The organism is Coraliomargarita parva (genome assembly GCF_027257905.1).
Classification (GTDB): Bacteria; Verrucomicrobiota; Verrucomicrobiia; order Opitutales; family Coraliomargaritaceae; genus Coraliomargarita_A; species Coraliomargarita_A parva.
This window is the reverse complement of the sequence record NZ_JAPZEI010000003.1, coordinates 404,627-420,904: the sequence shown is the minus strand read 5'-3', so window position 1 is coordinate 420,904 and position 16,278 is coordinate 404,627. Positions and strand designations below refer to the sequence as shown.

Sequence of the window (16,278 nt, the reverse complement as noted above, 5' to 3'; positions counted from 1 at the left end):
TTATAAAACAAAAGACCTGAGCTCAGCGAAAATCCAGGTTACAGCTATATTTCACAAGTTCAGGAGCGGGATCGACCGCTCAATTCAATTCAACGCGCGAAAATCAGCTTCGGGGCACCAACCACAGCGCCTGATAAGGGGCCAGCTTGATGCCTTTTTTGCCGGAACCATGCGTTTTTCCGGAAAGGATGTCGTAGAAGCTCTTGGTCTTTTTCAGCAATTCGGTGTCCGCCGGATTGGTAATCGCCTTTGCTTGGTCGCTGAAATTATAGATGCAGAAGACGACCTCGTCCCGGTTGAGAGAGATGCGGCTGTGCACAAACAGCTCCGGATCAATGTCGAAAACGTGCTGTTCCGCATCCGGATGGAAGGCCGGATGGCCGGCTCGACGGCGCAGCATCTTCAGGTAAGTATCAAAGACCCGCTTCGCCTTGGGCTCTGACAGATGCGCTTTCAACTCGGTCATGTCATACTTGTGCCGGTTGATGCGACGGTTGATTCCGCTCGACTCGACTCCTTCCAGATCGTTTTCGGTACCGACCAGGCTGTGGAAGTAGATTCCGGGAATGCCGCGAAGCGAGAGCATCAAGGCTTGGGAGCAAAGGAATCGGGCGACACCCAACTCCGGATCCCCGGTATTGGCCAATGCCGAGAAGTAAGTGACATTCAATTCATAGGGCTGCTTGCTCCCGTCGGGCATCGTACGCCAGTTGATCTTACCGCCCGATTGCTCAACGTGCTTGATCAGCTTCATCTTCTCCTTCTCAGGAAGCAGTCCTTCGACGGGACGGACCCCGACGCCGTCGTGGCTGGCGGTAAAGTTAAAGAAGGTGCAGCCTTCCGGCGGCGGTGCCAACTCGCTCGCCCACCTTGTCAGATAACTGGCATTTCCGGTAGCCAGACCGTGGAGAAGTAATGGCGGCAGACTGAATTGGTAGACCATGTGAGCCTCGTCACCGTAGCCAAAGTAGCTCACATTCTCCTCGTGTGGCACGTTGGTTTCGGTCAGCAGGATGGTGCGGGGAGCCACGATGTCTATGATATCGTGAAAGAGCTTCACGATTTCATGCGTCTCCGGAAGATGGATACAATTCGTCCCCAGTTGCTTCCAACAAAAGGCAACCGCATCAAAGCGGACAATCCGCATGCCCATCGAGATGTAGAGGAAAAGTATGTCGATGAACTCGAACAGCACGTCAGGGTTCTGCCAGTTCAAGTCCACCTGGTCTGCCGAGAATGTGGTCCAGACATGGGCATCTCCGTCACGCGTCCGGGTGGTGGTCAACAGCGGGGAGGTTCGTGGACGCACGACATCCGAATAGTCCAGATCCGGATCCATATCCAGAAAGTAGTGGCGTGCCGGTTCGATCCCAGCGACGAAGTCCTTGAACCAGCTGCTCTTCGCAGAGCAGTGGTTGAGCACCAGGTCGAACATCAGGTCGAACTCTTTGCCCAGCTTCTCGACATCAGACCATGTCCCGTTCTCCTCGGCCACCTTCCGGTAGTCGATCACCGAGAATCCGTCGTCCGACGACCAGGGGTAAAACGGTAGCAAATGGATCGTACGGATCGCTCCCTTCAGGTTCTTGTTCGAAAACTGGGTCAGTGCGTTCAGCGGACTGCCGCGCTCGGGGTCACGGACCGTGTCCGCATAGGTGATGAGCACGCTGTCACGCTCGTCCCACTTCCCGTTGTCGGTCAGGGATTCAATCGCCCCCACCCCGTAACGCCCGATCATCATGAAAAAGCGCTCCAGCAACTTGTCCGCACGTCCGCCATACAGCGCGCTGAGACGGCGACGTACGATGCGTAGTTGTTCTCTAGATACTGACTTGATCATAATTGTTCTTCTTGCGGGTATTCAGGCTCGGCGCATCCCCCGTCAGGGCGGCAATATGGTAACGTAAAACACGGCGCAGCACCGTGTAACTATAGTATTTGCGGGCGACCTTGTAGTTGTGGTCGACGATCGACTCGCGGTATTTCTTGTCCTCGATCACGCGCCGCACCTGTTCGACCAGCTGCGGGGTGATAAACCCGTCCATCTCCAATAACTTGAAGCCCTTGGGCTCGATATCCTGGACGTAGATCGAGTAGCGGTTGATCACCACCGGAACACGGAAATAGATGGCCTCCAGCAAGGCATTGCCGAAACCTTCGTAGGTGCTCGGATAGGTCATCAAATCCGCGTGCTTGTAGATGTCCCACAAGGTGTAGATTTTGTTTCCTTCGTGGTCCACCTGTCGCACTTCGCCGATCCGCGCGGAAAAGAAACGGAGGTCCACCCCTTCCTGCTCCGCCATCTCCTGAAGCCGATGCTTGTAGTCGTGCCCTTCGTCGCCGGCATCGTGCGAGATCACCAGCTTGTAGCGGTTGTCGCCCAGCATGCCGACCAGCTTGATGGCATGCTCGATCCCCTTCCGAGGTACGATGCGGGTGGGTTGCAGGATTAGCACGTCATCCTCGCTGATCCCGATCTCTTTGCGGATATCGGCCGTATAGGGATCGTGGGTCGCGGGAGGCGGGTTATCGAAGTCAAAGACATTGGGCATGAGTGAGGCGGTCACACCTTTTCTCAAGGCCAACTGTTCAATCGCGGCCTGGTTGATGCCGACATGGTGCAAATGCGGCAGGCTTGGCGGAAACGCCATGTCCAGATAGTCCTTGATCGCGCCCACGGAAAATCGCGTGCGCTCCCAATAGAAATCATGCTGGTGCGCGATCGCCGGCATCTGCGTCTCGGCGAGAAACTCTGTGACGGCGATACCGAGCGGCACGTGCATGGGAATCGCCAGGACATTTTGGGGAATGAGGATGTCGATCTGGTGGTAATCGACAAAGTCGTAAAGCGTCTGCTTTAAGTAGTCAGCCAGCTCTCGGATTCGGGACGTTACCTTGGGATCACGTCGCGTGTGCCCCCAGATTCGCTCGTTGATCCATTCGTTCTCCGGATGCCCGAAATAGGCCTCCGGCACACAGTAGCTGCACCCCGGGTCGCGGTCATTCCGACCGCTGTACCAGTAACTGACATGCTTGTCGTCCCAGAGTACTTCGGCCCATTTGGAACTTTCTAAAGAGACTCCATCCGAACCGGCAAAACGGGTAGAAACAAAACCGATATTTTTCGACATTGAGTAATCTGGCTAAGGCTTAAGTCCTTGGGTAAAGAACTTAAAAACAGTTCAAGCCGGAGCAAGCCATGATTGTGCCAAATTGGCAGGGAATTCCCCTATTTTGACATCGTTGTACTCCGCCGGATTCAGGGCCGCTTGGCTCGCGGATGATAGAGTGCGTGTTCATCGGCCAACCGGGCGGATTGCACTGCCGTGTAAATCTGTGTGGTTGCGATATCCGCATGCCCCAGCATCTCCTGGATGGCACGCAGGTCCGCGCCGCCTTCTAGCAAATGCGTCGCGAACGAATGGCGCAGCAAGTGCGGCTTGATTGGTTTCTGGATGCCCACCTTGCGGGCATACGCCTTGATCATCACCCAGACCATTTTGCGGGAGATCGCAGAACCCCGCTGGCTCAGGAACAGCTCACTGCCGGTTTTCGACTGGATAAAATGTGGACGTCCGGCACTCAGGTAGTCTCGGATCGCATGGGTCGCGGGGTTGCCAATGGGGGCAATCCGCTCCTTCGAGCCTTTACCGAAGACACGGACATATCCGTCGTCCAAATTGACATTCTGAAGCAGGAGACCGCACAACTCGGACACCCGTAAACCGCTGCTGTAAAACAATTCGAGAATCGCGCGATCCCTCAGCCCGTGTGGGGTACTGGTCTGCGGTGCCTGCAACAGGCGCTCGACTTCTTCACGGGTGAGGACGTCAGGCAATTTGCGGTTCAGCTTCGGCGACGTGCTCAACTCGCTGAAATCATCCTTGCGACGATTCTCGCGTACCAGATGCCGGGCAAACATGCGTACCGCCGACAACTTGCGGGCCTGACTGGTACGTGCATACTGCTCGCGACTCAGTTGCGAGGTCCAGGCACTGACCGTTTCGCTGTTTACCGCGCCCCAATCTTCGATGCCGCTGGCTTTGACAAAGTCCGCAAATTGCACGAGATCCTGCGTGTAGGACTTTAAAGTATTCTCCGAAAGCCCACGCTCCAGCTCAAGCCAGACCAGAAATCCCTCTACATCTTCGACGAGACTGGCAGGCATATTTTCAAGCGGATCGGCGGGCATGCACCACAATACAGATGCCAAACATGCGCCTTGCAAGCTTGCAGCAAGCACGCAAACATAAGAGCCAGAGTTTCTTGCAGCAACTAGATCGAATACGACATGAGCGACAACAGCACAGCTGAAAGCACGATCAAGCCCACCGATTTGCGGGGCATCTTGAAATATGTTCCCATGTTTCGGGACCATATCTTTGTGATCGCACTCGACGGCAGTCTGGTTGCCCATGAGAATTTCCAGAATGTGCTCCTCGACATCGCCGTTCTGCGCTCGCTGAACATCAAGATCGTCCTCGTTCATGGAATCGGCCAGCAACTCAATGCGCTGGCCACCCAAAAGGGCGTCACTATCAGCAATGCCCACGGCGAAGGACTCACCGACCCGGCGACTCTCTCGCTTGCAACCGAGGCCTCTGCCCTCGTCAGCCTCGAAATTATGCAAGGGCTCACGCGCAATGGTTTACGCTGCGCCACTTGCAACGGCGTGCGCAGCAAGGAAGCCGGCATTGTAAAAGGCACCGACCAGCAATGCAGCGGCGTCGTCGACAAACTCGACATCACACTCTTCACCCGCCTGCTCGACGGACATACGATCCCGGTCGTCACACCGATCGCATTCAGCCGTAACGGGGCCCCCCTGCGTATCAATTCTGATCTCCTCGCAGCAGACCTCGCATCGCAACTGGAAGCCTCCAAACTGATCTATATGACCACGCAGGATGGCTTGATCATCGACGGTGAACCGCTGAAGAACATGCCAGTTGCGGAACTAAAGGAGCTCCTGACCGAGAAGATCGCGGAGATTCCGGATCGCTTACTGAGCAAGGCGCAGCATGCGGTGCGTGCTATCGAGGCGGGCACACCGCGGGCACACATCCTCGACGGACGGCTCTTTGGCGCCCTGCTCAATGAAATCTTCGATAAGGTCGGTATCGGCACGATGGTCTACAGCAATGAGTACCAGTCGATCCGTCCGGCCGTGAAGGCCGACGCCTACTCCATCTACAACATCACCCGCAACGGCGTGAAAAAGGAGATGCTGCGCGACCGCTCACAGGAATCCATCGAAGCGGCCATCGACAACTTTCTGGTCTATGAGATTGATGGCAGCATCGTCGCTTGCGTCAGCCTGCAGGCCTACGAAAATGCCACGGTCTATGAGGTCGGCAGTGTCTATGTGCAGCCCTTTTACCAAAACAAGGGTGTTGGACGTAAGATGATTGAATACGCCTGCGGTGAAGCGTCCCGCCGGGGCGCCAAGCGCGTATTGGCCATGACCACGCAAGCCAACCAATTCTTTACCAAGATCTGCAACTTCAGTGAAGGAAGCGCCGCAGACCTCCCGCCGGCCAGACGCAAGGACTACGAAAGTAACGGACGGAACTCCAAAGTGCTCTACCTGGACCTCGAGGTCGACGCCTAGCGTCTAACTGAACACCTGCCTGCGTAGCGGATTGATCACGGCAAGGTCGCCCCAGTCCGCCCCCTCCAGAGCGAGTGCCCTGGGCGGGTATTTCCTGCGTTTTTGGGCCTGCCAGGCCTCGGCAAAGCCCTGCACGAAGTCCTGCGAGCCCAGGATGGCCCCGTCAGTAAAGTAGCGCACCCGGCAGCGCAGCACCGAGGCCTTCGGCAGCTTGCCCTGCTCCTGTTCCAGTACCTGGACTGCCTGCTCCCGGGGAATGCACACCCCCTTGGCCGGCACACTGCCCTTGCCGAAGAGCAGCATCCGGTGCTGGCGCAGCGCATCCGCCACCTCCCGCACGTAGCCCGACCACACAAACTGCAGGCCCCGCTGCGCAGCCACCTGACCGGCCACCGCCTCGGCATACCCGCAGAAGCGGTAGTCCTTCGGATCCGAGACCAGGCCGGCACGCACCGGATTCAAATCGATATACGCCGCCATCGTCTGCAGCGGATTGCCTTTTCCCTCCACCAGCACGCTCTTGAAGCGCTCCGACCACAAGGTCCCGTAGCGGCCGTGCCGGCGGTTGAACCACACCGAAAACCGCTGCTTCACCGTCTTCATGTACTCCGAAACATCCCCCATCCGGGCCAGCAGCTTCGAACGAATCGCCACAGCCTCCTCGCCCCCCGCCGCCAGCTGCCGCGCCATCTCCACCGCCGAAGCAGCCTGGTACTTCGTCGGACGCGGGTACAGCACACGATACCGCCGCATCAGCTCCGCATCCCCCACCGACTCTCCATCCGGCACACGCAGCAACACATGGAAGTGGTTGCCCATGATGCAGTAAGTTAGCACCTGCACCCCGCAGAAATCAGCCACCTGGTGCAGCATCTTACGCAGCACCTCCTTCTCCACCTCACCAAACAAACTCTCACCGTTCACCGTACGCGTCATACAGTGATACACCGCCTCACAACCACTCACCTTCAATCGACGCATCCGCATCACTCAAACATGCACAAAATAACGCCCCATGTCGAGATCTTTTATAGACTGTCCCTTAGAACTGTAATTGAGATGATTGGAGATTGCACTTGTTTGTGGGGGTGAAAACCTTGGTGTATGGATTTTTACCACACCACGGACATGGACGGGACATCGGAGTTAAATCCGGATGCGAACCGGCTGCGTGAATTAATAGCAGAACTGGACGGTCCGAATGTCGACGATGCCCCCCACCCGGACATTTCATTGGTGCATAATGCCAGTGGGTGGTCCTTGACTCTCTACCCCAGCGGCATCGTGACCTTTGAAAATTTGGATGAGCCTGATTGCTTACCGCGCCATCTGGTCAATGTAAGTCGTCGCGAGGCTTTGAAGCTTTGGCTTGAATTGTCGAAAGGTGAAATTGACTTGATTCACAGCCGGCCTTGGATGCGAGACACTCCCTGAGATTGAGGCACAGCATTAAAGATAGCCCAAAGTGCGCAAAGGTTCCGACAGTTTCGATTCGATCAAATGACGGTTCTGCTCAGACAACTCACTTTCCCAAGCACCAGCACGTCCATTCCGGAGAAAAGTCGTCTGCCTCGTATTCCCCTCTTGCTCAAATGCAGATTTCCTTGAATCAAAACTCTGCATTCTGACTGCTTCCTCAAGCTCGCAATCACTTCGCTTCAAACCTAGAAAACGACAGATTTCCCGAGCACAGGACAAGGGGTCCCGCAGCATGGACTCGTAACTCATATGCAGCACATCCCGACGGCCCTCGTATCCACGGACATGCTCATGCCAGGGAATCTGAAGCCAGAAGTTCAGAGAACTGCCGAGAATCAAGCCTTCGGCCATAAGTTTTTGCAGCCTCTGATCCCTCATAAAGCACTTTCGATACAGCGCTTTCCCGCCTGGAAAAACACGAAGCAGCTTGAAGATTCTGGGATCCAAGGGCTTCAGCTGCGGCTTAAAGTAATGTGTCGCAGAAACCACGACATCACGCGGATCCCTCCAAATATAGATAATTTTCTCCTGACCATTACCGATGCGCTGCAAGGTTTCCATCAGCGCATCGTAGCTATGATGTGCCTTGTAGCATTCGAAGGATGACACACGCTCCTGGCCTTCAATCCCGATTTCGTTTGCATTCGGGTGATCCCAGTAGCCAGACACCGGGCAGCCGACAATTTCAGCAGTCAGTCGCGTCAGCCAAGTGTTCCCACTTTTCGGATAACCACATATAAGGATTTTTCGCTTCACGTTTTTGCCCGACATCACAGAAGCAAGATGGATCCGTCCTAGCGTATTATTCAAGCAAAGTTATGCCGAAACATAACAGAGGCTGAGCACGTAGCTACCACATAGCCCCAGTCGGAATTCCCAAAGTGCTTGTGAAATTTCATTATTGGCGACCAAGGGACCGTGCATGGACTGCACCTGCGCAGCCCCCCGTTCCAGATCGACAATCAAAGAAAGGTCATGGAAGTTCGCATGCAGGCCCCAGCACGGAAACTGCGCCTTGTAAAAGGCCTCTTTCAGACTGAATAGCACGCTTGCCCTCAATTGCAGTCCATCCACCCACTCGGACTCGTCTTCATGCACAACGCGTTGCATCGCAGAAGTTGACAAGCGGTCAGCCCTCTCGAAATCCAAGCCCACGCAAGACAAATGCCGTTTCGAGGCCACAACCGCGCCACAGAGGCCCTTACTGTGTGTAATCGATCCGAGATAACCTCGCGGCCACACCGGTAAACCATCCTCCGTTCTTAAGATCGGAGCGAACGTAGCCCCGGCCTGCTCTAAAGCCTTTCGCGCACAAAACCGCCCCGTCTGAAATTCAAGTTTACGCGAATCACAAGCTTCTTCAAGTAGGTCCTCTTCAGGAAGAGATTCCCATGACTGATGAGAGGCAACTTCTACCGCAGCATAAACCTTCTCAGGTAACAGCTGATTCAGTGTCGTATGATAGTCCGGATCCATAGTGCGATCGTTGTACTTACAATAAAGATGCTTCGGTAAAGAAGGCAATTCAACGAACTTTTATCGCGAATCGCTTGCTAGCACAGCCTACTGATGTAAAACGTAGCTATGATTCGCCTAACTCACAGGCTCATTGCGCAGATATTCCTCCTGATCTCTGCATCAGTCCTGCCAGCAAGAGAAGTTTCAAGCCAATGGGAAGTATTGCCTAATTGCCGAATACTTCCATCCAAATCAAACGGCGGCGACAGACTGATGATTCAAAATGGGACTCAAAATTCCTCATTTCGCCTCTATTTTGTCGAAACACCAGTCACCCAAGTATCAACTGAAAGCGGGGAGCGCGGCAAAGATCAGGCTCAATATTTCACGCTCGACGAAGCATCAGTGCTGGCCTGCGGGCAAAGCGCAAAAAAATTCACAGGAGACTACCTAAAAGGGGAGTTCACCGTTCTAACAAGATGGGAGGATGCGCGAAAGAACGAGCAGCCTTGCTACTATGCCTGCATCATCAAGGACGGTCGGTATCTATCGCAGGAACTGGTCCGGCATGGGCTTGCCCGCATTTACGGCATGCCCAGCTCTCATCCCCTCCCCGGCAACATCACCCCCCGCAGCTTTCTAAATGCCCTGAAACGTGCCGAGCGACAGGCCCAGCGACAGTACGCAGGCATCTGGGCAAGCGCTCAAGGCACAGCGCAAATGGCGGGCATGGAACTCGTGGCCCCCAACACCGCAACAAGCACATCGGCACTTCCTGCTATGGCCGGCCTGAATAATGGACTGATCAATCTAAATACGGCCACAAGTGCCGAACTGGAAACCCTCCCGGGAATCGGCCCCAGTTATGCTGCAGCGATCATTCGGAAACGGCCGATAGAAACACTCGAGTCACTCACGAAGATCGCCGGGCTGACACCCCGAAAAGTCGATGCGATCCGCCATCTGGTCAGATTGTCCGATCCTTTACCCCCCCCGCAAACCGTAGCCTTCTACAAAAGAGAACTGGAATCCTACTTAAACACGAACGTAACTGTCCTCGTGGATTCCATCGCCAAAATTGAGTACAATGCACCTGAGACTTTTCAGGCGATACAGATGAAAACAGCCAATCAAGGACAATACGGAGGCCAGATCACCTGCCTAATTCCCGAAGAATTCTTTGAATCCTTTCTGAAACACTACAGTTTTCCGGGCCGAGAATTCACGGGGCTACTGTACCAATACCAAGGTGAAACGGTATTGGTACATCCGAGGCAGTGAGTATTTGACCCCGGCCCGAAAAACATCTGGATTAAACGACGTATGAGTCTTCAAGAGTTTGACCGCTACCTGATTCGCAAGGGCCAGAATGACAAACTGGCCAGAATCGAATCGGATCCATGGAACGATTTGCCCGACACAAAGAGAAAAGCACGCGAAGAACTCAGCGAGTTACATATCCGCCTTGCCGAACTCCAGCAACGTTTCTTTGTCGATCGCAGCAAGAAGCTGCTATTCGTCCTTCAAGGCATGGATACGAGCGGCAAGAACGGCACAATCAAACACGTCTTCCGGGGCGTCAACCCGCAGGGTGTTCACGTTGCGAGCTTCGACAAGCCGTCCAGCCGGGAACTGGCCCATGACTATTTATGGCGGGTACACAAACGAACGCCCGCAAATGGCGAAATCATGATTTTCGACCGCAGCCACTACGAAGATGTGCTCGCCGTACGCGTGAACAAGCTCAAGCCGGAAACAATCTGGCGAAAACGCTACAAGCATATCAACGACCTCGAGCAAATGCTGATCGATGAAGGCACCACGATTATCAAATTCTTCCTGCACATCGATCAAAAGACACAGAAAGAGCGGCTTCAAGAACGCCTCGATATCCCCGCAAAGAACTGGAAATTCGACCCATCCGACCTTGTCGCTCGCAGCCGTTGGGAAGAGTATGAAACGGCCTACGAAGAAGTATTTGAAAAGACCGGCAAGCCTCATGCCCCCTGGTACGTGATCCCCGCAAATAAAAAATGGGCCCGCAACCTGCTGGTGGCCCGAATCGTAGTCGCCTGTCTCGAAGACATGCACCTCAGCTACCCGAAAGTCGATTACGACCCTAGCAAGGTCGTCATCCAATAAGCCTGTTTTCTGCCCTTTATGTCTGAAGCGTTTAATAAGATACTCGAGTCCATCCCCGCACACCGGGAAAGTCTACACTCCGTACGGGAGCTGCTCCTCGCCAATGCTTTGATGATCGGCGAAATCCCCTCAGCTACGTTTGAGGAGGAAGAGCGAATTACCTTCCTGAGCAACCGGTTCATCGAAGACGGGCTGCAACATATCTCCATCGACGAAGCCGGTAACGGGATGGCCATCCTTCCCGGCCGCAAAGGCAAGTCCAACATCCTAATCTGCGCCCACGCCGATACGGTGTTCAGCGCTAAAGTGGACCATGCCATGTCGGTCGGCCCGAACTCGATCAAAGGGCCCGGCATCGGCGACAATAGTCTCGGCCTCGCCGCGATTGTCACATTGCCCGAAGTCATTCGACGTCTGGGTATCCAATTCGATGATAACCTGATAATCATGGGCTGCTCCAAGAGCCTGGGACACGGAAACTTGGGTGGTATGCGTTTCTTCCTGGAGAACAACACTCTGCCTCTTCGTGCCGGCGTCTGCGTCGAAGGCATCCAATTGGGACGACTCAGCTATGCCTCGGTCGGAATGCTTCGTGGCGAAATCAGCGTCAACGTGCCCTCCGAATATGACTGGACCAAGCTAGGTGCGACCAGCACGGTGGCTACTCTCTCCAAAGTCGTGCAGCGGATACTGGAGATCCCGATTCCGATGGAACCACCGACCAAAATACTATTTGGCTCAATCAACGCCGGTACATCCTTCGGAACTCAACCCACCAGCGCCAACCTTCGTTTCGAGATCCGCAGCGAGCAAGTCGGGATGGTCAGCAAGCTGAAAGCCATCATTGAGGACATCATCGGAGAGATCGCCAACCGCTCCGAGACCGAGATCGAGTTATCAGTCATTGCCATGCGTAAACCGGGAGGTCTCGCCTACGCCCACCCCATGGTGAAATCCATGCGAAAGATACTTGGAACCCTCGGCGTCAAACCGCACGTGGAGCCCAGTGTCGGAGAGTTGAGCGAACTGATCCACAAAGGTATACCCAGCGTGACACTCGGATTAACCAAGGGGGATCATAAGAATGAATTCAAGGAATCGATTGAAATCGAGCCGATCTTCGACGGGCTCGCACAATTGATCGCACTCCTGCAAACTATAGACGGAGGCCTTTGTGATGAGCAGTAAGATCGAAAAATGGCTGGAGACCAACACCTTCCATCACGGAGAGTTCTGGGACATTCTCAAGCTGGTCAAAACCAAGGAGGAAAAGGGACTCAAAATCTCCCTTTGCATCCCAACGCTGAATGAGGAAAAGACGATCGGCAAGGAGATCGTGATCTTCAAATCCGAGTTGATGGAGCGGTACCCCCTCATTGACGAATTTGCCGTCATTGACTCAGGATCCGAGGACCGCACTCTGGAGGTGGCTGCCTCCTTTGGCGCCGACACCTACAGTGCTGCCGACATCTTGCCGGAAGTCGGCGACAAACGAGGCAAGGGTGAAAATCTTTGGAAAGCGATCTACCAGTTGAAAGGCGACATCATCGTCTATGTAGATGCCGACATCAAAAACATCCATCCGCGATTCGTCACCGGGATCGTTGCGCCACTCATCAACAACGAAACGATCAAGTACTGCAAGGCCTTCTACGACCGTCCCATGGCTTATTCTTCCGGCATTCGAGCGAGCGGCGGGGGACGTGTCACGGAGATACTGATACGTCCGCTATTCTCACTCTTTTTCCCTGAGCTGACAGCCTTGATTCAGCCGCTTTCAGGGGAATTCGCGGTGCGACGCGAAGTGCTTGAGCGCATCCCCTTCCCCATCGGTTACGGGGTGGAAACCGCCCATATTCTCGACGTATATAAGGAATGGGGCCTGGAGGCATTTGCCCAAACAGACCTGGACCAACGGATCCACCGCAACCAGAGCACCAATGCACTCGGCAAGATGTCCTTCGGCATTCTTCAGACATTCCTCAACCGCCTTAAGAGCTACGAAATGGTCGACCGACTCCCCGACATGGCGACAATCTACCGTCAATTCCAGGCCGAAGGCAACCGCTACGAGCAATTGACACGAGAGATAGTCGAGTACGAACGTCCGCCGATGATCACGATCCCCGCATATCGTGAGAAATACGGCATCAAGGAATGAGTCGTCCCCTACGTGTCGCGATTGTCCACTACCACCTGAAGCGTGGCGGGGTCACTCGGGTGATCGAATCGACGCTACGCGGCTTCGAGCAGGAACCGACGGCACCACAGTGCGTTGTTCTGGCGGGCCAGGTCCCAAACGACTTCAGCCATGCGAGCCTAGCCCGCTGCGTCCCCGGCCTGCGTTATTCGAACGACCAGGAAGCGACGCCCGCTCCTCAGGAATTGCTGGAGCAATTACGGACCGCAGCGGAGGATACACTCGGGGCCCCACCAGACATATGGCACATCCATAATCATTCCCTAGGGAAGAACAGCTCCGTACCAGGCCTTATCTCTCTGTTGGCGCAAGAAGGAGCACGCATGTTACTCCACATGCATGACTTCGCCGAAGACGGCAGGCCTGAAAACTACAAGCTGAACCAGCTGGAAAAAACCTATTCGGATCATCTGTATCCAGACATGGATACGGTACATTACGGCGTACTCAACGCACGGGATCATGCGATCTACAAAGCAACCGGAATTCCTGATGCGCGATTGCATCTTCTTGGAAACCCGGTCGAATCTTCCCTCCACCCGGAGCGAGACAAGGAAGCCGAGTCCATCCGCAAGAGCCTGAATGCAAGAAAGCTCTATCTGTACCCTGTCCGGGCGGTACGCCGGAAAAATTTCGGAGAATTGCTGTACTGGGCGGCACTGGCAGAACCCGGTGACGTGTTCATCACAACCCTGGGCCCCACGAACAAAAACTTCGTCGAGGCCTACGAGCGCTGGAAGAACTTGGCACAGAAATGGAACCTGCCCGTAGAATTTTCCGTGGCAGAGCAACACGACTGGCCATTTGAAAGCATCATGGCGGCTGCGGACCAAGTGATCAGCACGAGTATTGCCGAGGGATTCGGACTGGCCTTCCTTGAGCCCTGGCTTTTCAACAAAGGGATCACAGGGCGTGACCTCCCCAGCATAACCCAGGATTTCAAGGAGCACGGGATCACTCTGCACCAATGCTATCAAGCTCTGCCGGTGCCCAAATCCTGGGTCGACTCCACCCTTCTAAGCCAGTACATCCAAAAGGCCTTACAAGTCTCCTATGAAGCCTACGAGACGAAGCTTCCAGACGACGCCCTCAATTGCGCCATCGCCGCAATTACCCCAATGGACGGCTACTATGATTTTGGTGGACTCAACGAGGACCTTCAAGAATCCGTAATCGAAAAACTGGTCAAAGACCGGGACGCGAAAGAAGCACTGCCGGTCGCAGAGCTTCCCCCTCCCCTTCAAGCGGAACAAATCGACAGAAATGCGCGGCGAATCGAAAAGAGCTACAGCCTTTCCGGTTACTGCGATCGCATCCTCTCAATTTACCAAGTACTCGAAAATTCATCACCCGGCAAAGCGGCATTCCTCAACGCCAAAACCGTCCTGAAAGGATTCCTTTCCCCGGAACGCCTACGCCTGCTTCGAACATGATACACTCGGACACCACTCATTGGCTGAAACTAATTGCGTCACGGCGCCAGAGCGGCCCGGTGGAATTGCCTAGTGACGCTACCCCGAAGCTGCGACCGTTGAAGGGGATACGCGCCGTGGTATTCGACATCTATGGCACCCTGTTCAGCTCTGGAGTGGGAGACATCAGTTTGGCCACGGAACAAAACCGGGACGCCGCGCTCAAGAGGACCTTATCCGACAATGGCTACGAATTGGCGGATAAGTCTACATCCGTTCGTTTTGACGATCAGTTGCACCACATAATCAAGTGCCACCAACAGCTCCGTAGGGATGGTGGCATCCAGTATCCGGAAGTCGAGATCCGCAGCGTTTGGCAGGAACTGATCGAATCATTGCTCGGGGAAGGCCTCATCTCGTGTGCTTCCCCAAAGGACAGCTCAAGCTTAGCGATCGACTATGAGAGCCGGGTAAATCCGACCCAGCCTATGCCCGGTCTGTCAAACTGCCTTGCAGGCTTAAAGGACAAGGGAATGATACTAAGCATCATCTCCAACGCCCAATTCTATACTCCCCTCCTCTTTGAGACCTATTTGGATAAGACATTGAAAGCCTTGGGCTTCTGCACGGCTTGCGCAGTTTGGTCTTACAAAGAACTGGAAGGAAAACCATCCCAAGCACTCTACCGGCTGTCGGCAAAGCGAATCAAAGAACACCACGACATTGCCCCGGAAGAAGTCCTCTATGTGGGGAATGACATGCGCAATGACATCTGGCCCGCGCAAGCCATTGGCTACCAAACCGCCCTCTTTGCCGGGGACCGGCTCTCCCTACGACGGCGCACCGACGACATCGATTGCGGAGAGCTTCAACCAGACCTCGAAATCACATCATTGATGCAGATCCTCGACTGTCTCTCCTAGGCATCCCGGGCACAACGAAAGCCGAGATTTGTCGTCGCCGAATCCGGCGTATTTGCGGTACGAGCCCCCAGGCGATAGCGATTACAGTAACTTTGGTGACAAAGGAATGATCCGCCCTTCATGACTCGGCTCTCGCCTGAAGCAGGGCCCTTGGGATTGATCCGAGTCTCCTCTCTATCTGCGGCATGCCAGTTGGGACTAAACCAATCCGAGCACCATTCCCAGACGTTGCCGATTTGATTATAAAAGCCCCAGTCCGACTTTCGGAAGGATCGAGCGGGTGCCGTCCAGGCATAACCATCATCCTCCGTGTTCTGATCAGGAAACAAGCCTTGCCACACATTGCAGCGGTGCTTTCCTCCCGGCTCCAACTCATTCCCCCAAGGAAACATTGTTTGTACGGATGGCCCACGCGCGGCATATTCCCATTCGGCTTCAGTCGGCAAGCGCTTGCCAGCCCATTCGGCAAAAGCCACGGCATCATTCCAAGACACACTGACAACCGGATGATCCATGCGCTTCTTAACATTCGACCCCGGACCTTCCGGCTTACGCCACGAGGCACCATCAATCGCATACCACCACTGCAGCCCCTGGACCGTTTTCGACTCTCGCAACTTGCGTTGCTTCGATCCGGAAAGCTGACCTATAAAAACAAAAGCCCAGCCAAAGCGCTCCGATTCGGAGACATATCCGGTCGCATCCACGAACTCGGCAAACTGTGCGTTCGTTACGGTGGTTGTGTCCAACCAGAACGGATCCAGGCATACCTCCCGAACGGGCCCCTCCCCATCTTCAATCCAGGCCTCGGGGCCTTCATAGCCCATCAGGAAGCGTCCACCATCCAAACGAACCATCCCTGAAGTGGAGGCATCCTGCTTCATACAACAGGCCCCCGAAGAAGCATTGCCCTCCGGCGTCAGATGCAAATGCTCCGACCTCTGCGGTGTACAGCAGCCTTTCTTGCCCTCAAAATGCTCATACATAAGTCAAATTAATCCCTCAAATCAGCCCGCCTTCAAGAAAAACTCACCAAATCAGAGGCCGAACTTG

15 protein-coding genes are annotated in these 16,278 nt (G+C 54.6%); 8 read left to right on the top strand and 7 right to left on the bottom strand.

Annotated features, from left to right (window positions below; genetic code table 11):
• Nucleotides 1–103: 103 nt before the first annotated feature.
• From O2597_RS06130 to xerD, 3 genes are all read right to left on the bottom strand, one after another.
• On the bottom strand, nucleotides 104–1,840 hold the full coding sequence (locus tag O2597_RS06130; RefSeq protein ID WP_269523380.1) for an alpha-amylase family glycosyl hydrolase: 1,737 nt from the start codon (nucleotides 1,838–1,840) through the stop codon (nucleotides 104–106).
• On the bottom strand, nucleotides 1,821–3,131 hold the full coding sequence (locus O2597_RS06125) for a glycosyltransferase family 4 protein (RefSeq protein ID WP_269523379.1): 1,311 nt from the start codon (nucleotides 3,129–3,131) through the stop codon (nucleotides 1,821–1,823). Before O2597_RS06125 ends, O2597_RS06130 begins: the two co-directional genes overlap by 20 nt.
• Nucleotides 3,132–3,259: 128 nt before the next feature.
• Nucleotides 3,260–4,168, bottom strand: coding sequence for a site-specific tyrosine recombinase XerD (xerD, locus tag O2597_RS06120; RefSeq protein WP_269523378.1), 909 nt, complete (start codon nucleotides 4,166–4,168; stop codon nucleotides 3,260–3,262).
• Between the two features lie 123 nt (nucleotides 4,169–4,291).
• On the opposite strand from xerD, the gene argA reads away from it, so the two are divergent.
• Nucleotides 4,292–5,611: an amino-acid N-acetyltransferase gene (gene argA / locus O2597_RS06115; RefSeq protein ID WP_269523377.1), complete on the top strand. Its 1,320-nt coding sequence runs from the start codon at nucleotides 4,292–4,294 to the stop codon at nucleotides 5,609–5,611.
• Between the two features lie 3 nt (nucleotides 5,612–5,614).
• Here the strand turns inward: argA and O2597_RS06110 are convergent, their stop codons facing one another.
• Nucleotides 5,615–6,592 (bottom strand): transposase, encoded by a 978-nt coding sequence (locus tag O2597_RS06110; protein ID WP_269523376.1) that lies wholly within the window; start codon nucleotides 6,590–6,592, stop codon nucleotides 5,615–5,617.
• A 123-nt stretch (nucleotides 6,593–6,715) separates the two neighbouring features.
• Here O2597_RS06110 and O2597_RS06105 point away from each other — a divergent pair, with 123 nt between their 5' ends.
• On the top strand, nucleotides 6,716–7,045 hold the full coding sequence (locus tag O2597_RS06105) for a hypothetical protein (RefSeq protein ID WP_269523375.1): 330 nt from the start codon (nucleotides 6,716–6,718) through the stop codon (nucleotides 7,043–7,045).
• Between the two features lie 15 nt (nucleotides 7,046–7,060).
• Here the strand turns inward: O2597_RS06105 and O2597_RS06100 are convergent, their stop codons facing one another.
• Together O2597_RS06100 and O2597_RS06095 are read right to left on the bottom strand one after the other, a co-directional pair.
• Entirely contained in the window at nucleotides 7,061–7,861 is an 801-nt protein-coding gene (locus O2597_RS06100) for a sulfotransferase domain-containing protein (RefSeq protein ID WP_269523374.1), read from the bottom strand.
• Between the two features lie 45 nt (nucleotides 7,862–7,906).
• Nucleotides 7,907–8,566: a 4'-phosphopantetheinyl transferase family protein gene (locus O2597_RS06095; RefSeq protein ID WP_269523373.1), complete on the bottom strand. Its 660-nt coding sequence runs from the start codon at nucleotides 8,564–8,566 to the stop codon at nucleotides 7,907–7,909.
• A 108-nt stretch (nucleotides 8,567–8,674) separates the two neighbouring features.
• On the opposite strand from O2597_RS06095, the gene O2597_RS06090 reads away from it, so the two are divergent.
• From O2597_RS06090 to O2597_RS06065, 6 genes are all read left to right on the top strand, one after another.
• Nucleotides 8,675–9,829: a helix-hairpin-helix domain-containing protein gene (locus O2597_RS06090; protein WP_269523372.1), complete on the top strand. Its 1,155-nt coding sequence runs from the start codon at nucleotides 8,675–8,677 to the stop codon at nucleotides 9,827–9,829.
• Between the two features lie 42 nt (nucleotides 9,830–9,871).
• Complete coding sequence (locus O2597_RS06085; protein ID WP_269523371.1) at nucleotides 9,872–10,690, top strand: PPK2 family polyphosphate kinase; 819 nt, start codon at nucleotides 9,872–9,874, stop codon at nucleotides 10,688–10,690.
• An 18-nt stretch (nucleotides 10,691–10,708) separates the two neighbouring features.
• Nucleotides 10,709–11,878 carry a zinc-binding metallopeptidase family protein gene (locus O2597_RS06080; RefSeq protein WP_269523370.1) on the top strand — a complete coding sequence of 390 codons (1,170 nt, stop codon included), beginning with the start codon at nucleotides 10,709–10,711 and terminating at the stop codon, nucleotides 11,876–11,878.
• Nucleotides 11,868–12,851 (top strand): glucosyl-3-phosphoglycerate synthase, encoded by a 984-nt coding sequence (locus tag O2597_RS06075; RefSeq protein ID WP_269523369.1) that lies wholly within the window; start codon nucleotides 11,868–11,870, stop codon nucleotides 12,849–12,851. Before O2597_RS06080 ends, O2597_RS06075 begins: the two co-directional genes overlap by 11 nt.
• Nucleotides 12,848–14,323: a glycosyltransferase family protein gene (locus O2597_RS06070; RefSeq protein WP_269523368.1), complete on the top strand. Its 1,476-nt coding sequence runs from the start codon at nucleotides 12,848–12,850 to the stop codon at nucleotides 14,321–14,323. Before O2597_RS06075 ends, O2597_RS06070 begins: the two co-directional genes overlap by 4 nt.
• A gap of 98 nt (nucleotides 14,324–14,421) precedes the next feature.
• Nucleotides 14,422–15,225: an HAD family hydrolase gene (locus O2597_RS06065; protein ID WP_269523367.1), complete on the top strand. Its 804-nt coding sequence runs from the start codon at nucleotides 14,422–14,424 to the stop codon at nucleotides 15,223–15,225.
• Here O2597_RS06065 and O2597_RS06060 read toward each other — a convergent pair.
• Nucleotides 15,222–16,211 carry a formylglycine-generating enzyme family protein gene (locus O2597_RS06060; protein ID WP_269523366.1) on the bottom strand — a complete coding sequence of 330 codons (990 nt, stop codon included), beginning with the start codon at nucleotides 16,209–16,211 and terminating at the stop codon, nucleotides 15,222–15,224. The two genes, O2597_RS06065 and O2597_RS06060, sit on opposite strands and share 4 nt — an antisense overlap.
• Nucleotides 16,212–16,278 lie beyond the last annotated feature (67 nt).